Origin of the sequence: Neisseria sp. HMSC065D04, assembly GCF_001815675.1 — a bacterium.
Lineage (GTDB): Bacteria > Pseudomonadota > Gammaproteobacteria > Burkholderiales > Neisseriaceae > Neisseria.
Genome location: NZ_KV821473.1, coordinates 33,478 through 40,034, shown reverse-complemented (window position 1 = coordinate 40,034; position 6,557 = coordinate 33,478). Strand labels below are relative to the sequence as shown.

Sequence of the window (6,557 nt, the reverse complement as noted above, 5' to 3'; positions counted from 1 at the left end):
ATATCCGCAAGCCACCCCCATCCTAACCTTCCCCGGCCGGACGGGGGAAGGGATAAGGTTGCCGTAACTGAAAGAGGTCGTCTCACATTTTTTCAGACGACCTTTCATCTATATTATTTCAAACGCTATCTAAATCAGCTTCTGCTGTTTCAACTCATTCTTCAGATACGCATAATAAACCGGCGCAACAATGATGCCGCCGACGCCGAAAATCCGTTCGAACACGACCATTGCCACCAAGAGTTCCCATGCGCTTGATTCGATTTCCGAACCGATGATTTTCGCGTTCAGGAAGTATTCGAGCTTGTGGATGACGACCAGAAACACCAGCGAAGCGACTGCCACATATAAAGATGCACCGAGGCTCAAGATGATAATGATGGTGTTGGAAATCAGGTTGCCCGCGACGGGAATCAGCCCGACGATGAAGGCGATGACCAACACGGTCAGTTTAAACGGCAACTCCACACCGAAGAGTGGCAGGATCAGATAGAGGTACACGCCCGTCAGCGCGGTATCGATCAGTGAGATTTTGACCTGCGCCAGAAACACGCGCTCGAAGCTGGTTTCGAAGTTTACAATCCGCCGCACCAGCTCTGCCTTGAAGGGCGGCATTTTGCGGCGGTTTTTGCGCATGTTGAGGCGGTGGAAACTGAGCATCGCGCCGATGATGATGCCGATAAGGATGTACACGAACGAGGTGAAGCTGTTTTTGCTGATGCGCGTCAGCGCGGCGCTGTATTCTTCAATCAATTTGACCGCATAGGCTTTGATTTCGGCGGTATTGTTGGGCAGCATGTTCAAAACCGACTGCGGCAGGCTGCTGCTGTTTTTCGTGTCTTCCAGAATCGCCGCCAGCTTGGTCAGCATCACGGTGATGTGCCCGCCGTGAATCAGGTGGTAAATCCCCAGCGACATCAAGAGGATAACCGTCAATACGATGCCTATGGTCAGCGTGGTCGAAATCAGGTTGATATTGTGCGCGTTGAGCGATTTGTGCAGAAACGTATTGCGCGCGAGCGTACGGCGGCGCAGCCAAAGAATCAGGCCGTTGGTCTTGGTGATGAAGACGTAGGTCAGGATGACGGCGAGCAAAAGGGGCAAAAAATGGAAATACAGCACCGCAAGCAGGGCAAGCCCCATCAGGATGTAGGATGCATTGCGGAATCGGGAGTGTTCGAAAATCATCGGATGTAATGCCATGAAATATATAAATTTAAACAATCAAGCTATGAGGTGCGATTAATAAAGCAGGACAAGGGGGTTAACCCTCCTTTTGAAACTTTATTTCAATTTCGCTCGAGCTGACTTCGGTTTACAAACAAACCGTTACAATAAAAACTCAATCGCACCAAGTGGTTATGCGGTTGTCTTTACGCAAATTGCCATTTGGCATTTGACGGAATGATTTTATCAGACAAATTTCCCGAAAGGATATTACACATGAAAACATTGTCTAAATTGACCTCCCTCGTTCTTGTTTCTGCCGGTCTGATCGCTGCTCCTGTGGCTATGGCCCAACCTGCTTCCGGCAAAGCCGCTAAAGCAGAACACGTTCACAAAAAAGCCAATAAAGCTAAAAAACAAGCCAACGACCTGAAAACCGACAAAGCTGCTGAAACTGCTGCACCGGAAGCCGAAGCTGCCAGCCCGCTGACCGGTCAAGGTAAAACTACTACCGAAACTGCACCTTCTGCCGCCCAAGAACAGGCTCCTGCTGCTAAATAAGTAGGGTATAGTGGACTGAATTAAAAGAGGGATTCTGTTCCCCGCGCACCGTTTTGACGGTTGTCGTCCTTTTTAAATTTAGGCCATTAGAAATCTCGCAGGCAGATGTCTGCATATTGTGAAAAAGGTCGTCTGAAAAGATTTCAGACGACCTTTTTCATTTTTATCCGACAATGGCCGCAGATGCTTTTATAGTGGATTAAAATAAAAATGAGACAAGGCGGCAACGCCCGCCGTGTACGGGTAGTACATAAGGGCGTTGGCAACGCCGTATCATTGCAATTTTAATCCACTATAATCCGTTTCCTGCCATTGTTTCGCCTCTTCTATATCTTGTTCGATTTGCCGTTTTAGTGCTTCGATATTGCTGAATTTTTGTTCGTCACGCAGCTTGTGCAGGAAACGTACTTTCAAACGTTGTCCATAAAGATTGCCTTCAAAATCAAACAAATGGACTTCGAGTTTTTGCGAATTGTTGCTGCTGACGGTCGGGTTGAGTCCGAAGCTGGCAACGCCGCGCCGTGTGCCGAATGTACCGTCCGCTTCGACGACAAATACGCCGCGTAGAGGATAGCGGTGGGGCGGAAGTTGGATGTTGGCGGTAGGGGCGTTGATGGTTCTGCCGAGTTTTTTGCCGTGTTTGACTTTGCCGCTCAAAACGTAATCGTGGCCTAAAAGCTTTTTGGCGTACGCCAAGTTGCCGTCTGTCAAGGCTTCGCGCACGGCTGTGCTGCTGGTGCGGATGTCTTCAACGATGACGGAAGGCGTGCGTTCGGTTTGTATATCGCTTTGTTGTTTCAATAAGTCGAAACAGCCTTCACGTCCGGCACCGAAGCGGAAATCGTCGCCGATAAGCAGGTAGCGTGTGTTGAGTGTTTGGCGCAGCAGTTTGTCGATGAAATCCTGTGCGCTCATATCGGCAAATTCTTGGTTGAAACGCAACACCCATACGGCGTCGATACAACCGGTATCGCTCAACAAATCCAGCTTGGTACGCAAGGGGCTGATGCGGCATGGGGGCGTAAAGCCTGCTTTTAGGGAGAAGAATTCTTTGGGTTGCGGCTCGAAAATGACGACGATAACGGGAAGGTTGCGCGAATCGGCTTCGTTTTTGAGTTTTTGCAGGATGTGTTTGTGACCGAGGTGTACGCCGTCGAAATTACCGATAGTGACGGCCGCTCCTTGCGGAAAATCAGGTGCATTGTGCTGACCGAGTCGGATTTTCATGGGCGGTGTGTGCAAATAGTAGAATGGTCGCGTATTGTAAACGTTATTGGTGTTTCTATAAACAGGGCGGCGAGGCGGGGCGGGCGCATTACCATCTGCCGGTAAATGTTTTTTTCGGGTGCCAGAATTTCCATTTTGAAAACGGCGTGATGCGTAAAGTGCCACCGTTTTCACCGTCGGTACTGATAGACAGATTTTTCAGACGACCTTGCGAGACTGCCTGCCAAAGCGGGGCAAACCAGCGGGTTTCCCAGCTTTCTAAAATTTCTTGGTATGTCTGAATATCGCCTGTTTGCTCCGTAACAGCCAAGTCGTCCAGAAAAATGACGGGGTTGGCGGAATGAATACCCGATTCATCCACCGCATCCAGCCAAGCCTGAAAATCATAAGGCGCATCCAAGCGGGGGTCGTCTGAAAATTGCGCCCAAATGCTGTCGGAAGCGACGAAGTCCGCAGATCGCAACCCCGTTAAATCCTGCCACAGCCAAAGACCGTTGATTGCGGGGGTGTCGTTTTGAGTGCGGACGGCGTTGAGCGGGTGTTGGTGCAGCCACATTTGAATTTCAGTCTGCATTCCCAACCATTGTAAGGCGTCTTTTCCATCAGCTTGGTCAGTCGACCCGATTTGTCCGTAGATATCCAATACCGGCGCAATCCCCCAATCGCTTTCCGATGGCAAAGTAATCAGCCAAAAATCGGGACGGACAGGTAGAAAATGCCAACCCTCTTTGCTGTAAAACTCAGACAGTTCCAAACATAATCGAGCGGCTTCTTCTTTTGTGATTTGCAGATGTTCGCCGCTGACTACGCTGACTTGGTGCAACCCCATTTGCTGCCATATCGGGCTGGCAAACGCTGCCGCCTGATGCGGTGGAATCCCCGCCATCTCTTTGATTTGGGCCAACAAGCTTCCCTTCCATAAATGCCGGCGATAAAAATCAGACGGCTTCATTTCTTGTTTATGTAATAACCCATATCGCAAGATTTGGTTAAAAGCAGGAAGCTGGAGAGGAGGGAGTGTCTCATCTTTTTGACGGTTGAGAGAGGGGAGGGCAAGCGTCAGATTCATGGCAGTGGTCAGAACGGAAAAAGCTTATTTTACGCGAGAAAATACAACATACTCAAAATAACCAATGTCATTATCAGGTCGGATGATGGATGGCGTTTTTGAGTTGGAAGTGTGCATATGTTATAATCAAGTTCTCGTAAATTTCAGAAAAAAGGGGTGTAAATCAAAAGAATAGCCCCGATAATCATGCTCGGTTCTGAGTAAATTTGATTGTTTATTTTATTCACTTGGTATATATATTGTCTGGGAGAGACCGTAAACACGGTTGATAAGATAAACAATTAAACTCAATAATTTCAAATGACATAAGAAATGCGGTGGTAGAGTGATTATTACCGCATTGAAGGATAATGCGTGACTAAAACAACTCGATTTTCATTCATGCGCCGTTTCTGGCACAACAAACCCGTACGTTGGTCGTTGTTGGGCATCCTGCTGCCTGTGTCAGGAGTAATGACTGCCTATGCGGTCACTGAGCCGGTTTCCAATCCTCAAGGTATTGCGTTGGAGCGGATTTCTGAGGAATTGCCCGCCGTTTATGTTGAAACCAACAATTTCCAGTCCAGCTATTGGGCGCAGGAAGTTGTCCAACAGGGCGACTCCCTTGCCGACGTTTTGGCGCGTATGGGTGTGGCGCAGACCGACATCAAACAGATCATGGCGAAAAACAGCGCAGATCAAAATATGCAGCATTTGCGCGCCAACCAATCCGTCAACATCCGTGTCGATTCATCAGGTCAGGTAACGGACGTACAATTCTTTACCGATGAAGAATTGGAACGAAACCTTGTTGCGTTGGAAAAAGTCAAAGGTAAATGGCAGCTGTCTACTTCTGAAGTAGATATGAAAGTCATGCCCACTTTGCGCTCTATCGTTGTACGGACTTCCGCACGCGGTGCGATGGCGCAGGCCGAAATACCTGTCGAAATCCGCGAGTCACTCAGCGAAATTTTCTCTGACGTACTGAGTTTGGAGGATTTGCAGGAAGGCGATGTCGTGCGTCTTCTGTACAACAATATGTATTTCCGCGGCCAACAAATGGGTACCGGCGATATTCTGGCGGCTGAAATCGTCAAAGGCGGAAAAACTTATCAGGCTTATTATTACAGCCAAGGTAAAGGCGACGAAGAGAGCGGCAGCTATTATGACCAAAACGGTAAATCCCTCCAGCAAAAAGAGGGATTCAATATCGAGCCGGTTGTCTATACCCGTATTTCCTCGCCGTTTGGCTACCGGGTTCACCCCGTCTTGCATACCGTCCGTATGCATACCGGTATTGACTATGCTGCACCATCAGGCACGCCGATTAAAGCATCTGCCGACGGTGTGATTACCTTCAAAGGCTGGAAAGGTGGTTATGGTAATACCGTCATGATCCGACACTCTAATGGTGTCGAGACGCTTTATGGTCACATGAGTGCATTTACGCCGGCGGAAGGTAATGTCCGGGCAGGTGAAGTGATTGGTTTCGTCGGTACAAGCGGACGTTCAACCGGCCCACACCTTCACTACGAAGCGCGCGTGAACGGTCAGCCGGTCAATCCGACGACTGTTGCATTGCCGACTCCGAAACTGACGCCTACCAATATGGCAGCGTTCCGCCAACAGCAGAAAACTGCCAATACCATGCTTGCCGCAGTGCGCGGTTTGCCGGTATCGGTTGCACAGTTGGACTGATAGGATTGTCTGAACAAAGGTCGTCTGAAAAATTTCAGACGACCTTTTTGTTGATGTTCGGTGCGGTTGATACGGACTATTCGCATCAGCATTTTTACAACTTGCTTTTACCCCATTCTTGATATTGCTGGCTGAGGATTGGGATAAACAAATGTATTCGATAACAAAATCCGCTATAATTCGTCCCCGTCACGTTTTAAGAAACAGCGTTCCCTGAAAACAACATTGGAGAGGCTCATTCTCGAAAACAATCGTTTTTTCATCAAACAGCTTGAATGAATGCTGCTTTTTATGGTATAAATCACGTTTTACTATTTTAGAAGTTTGGAGACTAACCATGGCACGAGTTTGCAAAGTGACCGGTAAGCGCCCGATGTCTGGCAACAACGTATCACACGCCAACAACAAAACCAAACGTCGTTTTTTGCCTAACTTGCAATCACGTCGTTTCTGGGTAGAGAGTGAAAACCGCTGGGTTCGCCTGCGCGTTTCTAACGCTGCATTGCGTACCATTGATAAAGTAGGCATTGATGTCGTATTGGCTGATTTGCGTGCTCGCGGCGAAGCTTAATTTAAACTGTTAATTAAGGATTACTGCAATGCGCGATAAAATCAAACTGGAGTCAAGTGCAGGTACTGGTCACTTCTACACCACTACCAAAAACAAACGCACTATGCCCGGCAAACTGGAAATCAAAAAATTTGACCCTGTTGCCCGCAAACACGTTATCTACAAAGAAACCAAATTGAAATAATCCGGTTTCTGAAAAACTAAAAAACCTCTGTCTGACAGAGGTTTTTTTCTTGGTTTCTTGTATTTGATTCAAGTATAGTGGATTAAATTTAAATCAGGACA

General features: G+C 48.0%; 7 protein-coding genes. 4 read left to right on the top strand and 3 right to left on the bottom strand.

Features of this window, described 5'->3' with window-relative positions:
- Window positions 1-129 precede the first annotated feature (129 nt).
- Window positions 130-1,188 carry an AI-2E family transporter gene (locus tag HMPREF3050_RS01280; protein ID WP_070773182.1) on the bottom strand — a complete coding sequence of 353 codons (1,059 nt, stop codon included), beginning with the start codon at window positions 1,186-1,188 and terminating at the stop codon, window positions 130-132.
- A gap of 255 nt (window positions 1,189-1,443) precedes the next feature.
- Between HMPREF3050_RS01280 and HMPREF3050_RS01275 the strand changes: the two genes are divergently transcribed.
- A complete protein-coding gene (locus tag HMPREF3050_RS01275; protein WP_231286312.1) occupies window positions 1,444-1,728 on the top strand; it encodes a late embryogeneis abundant protein in 285 nt (94 codons plus the stop codon).
- A 273-nt stretch (window positions 1,729-2,001) separates the two neighbouring features.
- On the opposite strand, the gene ribF is transcribed toward HMPREF3050_RS01275, so the two are convergent.
- Together ribF and HMPREF3050_RS01265 are read right to left on the bottom strand one after the other, a co-directional pair.
- On the bottom strand, window positions 2,002-2,955 hold the full coding sequence (gene ribF / locus HMPREF3050_RS01270) for a bifunctional riboflavin kinase/FAD synthetase (protein ID WP_070773181.1): 954 nt from the start codon (window positions 2,953-2,955) through the stop codon (window positions 2,002-2,004).
- An 88-nt stretch (window positions 2,956-3,043) separates the two neighbouring features.
- A complete protein-coding gene (locus HMPREF3050_RS01265) occupies window positions 3,044-4,024 on the bottom strand; it encodes a hypothetical protein (protein ID WP_070773180.1) in 981 nt (326 codons plus the stop codon).
- A gap of 354 nt (window positions 4,025-4,378) precedes the next feature.
- On the opposite strand from HMPREF3050_RS01265, the gene HMPREF3050_RS01260 reads away from it, so the two are divergent.
- The 3 genes from HMPREF3050_RS01260 (at window position 4,379) to rpmG (ending at window position 6,456) form a co-directional block, all read left to right on the top strand.
- Window positions 4,379-5,701 (top strand): M23 family metallopeptidase, encoded by a 1,323-nt coding sequence (locus HMPREF3050_RS01260; protein ID WP_036528877.1) that lies wholly within the window; start codon window positions 4,379-4,381, stop codon window positions 5,699-5,701.
- A gap of 337 nt (window positions 5,702-6,038) precedes the next feature.
- Entirely contained in the window at window positions 6,039-6,272 is a 234-nt protein-coding gene (rpmB, locus tag HMPREF3050_RS01255; RefSeq protein WP_002216391.1) for a 50S ribosomal protein L28, read from the top strand.
- 28 nt (window positions 6,273-6,300) lie between these two features.
- Window positions 6,301-6,456: a 50S ribosomal protein L33 gene (gene rpmG, locus HMPREF3050_RS01250; RefSeq protein WP_003684373.1), complete on the top strand. Its 156-nt coding sequence runs from the start codon at window positions 6,301-6,303 to the stop codon at window positions 6,454-6,456.
- The last annotated feature ends 101 nt before the right edge of the window (window positions 6,457-6,557 follow it).